Below are 248 nucleotides of genomic sequence, written 5' to 3' on the forward strand. Positions count from 1 at the left end.
TTAGAGTCTATAGCCGGATTTGACTTTCTTAAGCTTTCGACGGACACAGATGCCATATTGGCAATGGAATAAAAGCTATCCCCCATTTGGACCTTATATATGTAGGAAGGGATGACTAAAGCTTGCCCTGGAACAATATTGGTTTGGTCTAATCCATTTGCGAGCCGAATCTGATCCATAGAAACAGAGTATTTTGCGCTAATTCTGTATAAAGAATCCCCGGTCTTCACTGTATAAATAAACATGCC

The 248-nt window shown here is 40.3% G+C and carries 1 protein-coding gene; it reads right to left on the minus strand.

Annotation, left to right across the window (positions count from 1 at the left end; genetic code table 11):
• A partial coding sequence (locus RYX56_RS24315) for a LysM peptidoglycan-binding domain-containing protein (protein ID WP_317124379.1) occupies nucleotides 1-245 on the minus strand: 245 nt, incomplete at its 3' end.
• Nucleotides 246-248: the final 3 nt, after the last annotated feature.

Source organism: Alkalihalophilus lindianensis (assembly GCF_032843265.1).
In the GTDB taxonomy this organism is placed as follows: Bacteria; Bacillota; Bacilli; order Bacillales; family Bacillaceae_D; genus Alkalihalophilus; species Alkalihalophilus lindianensis.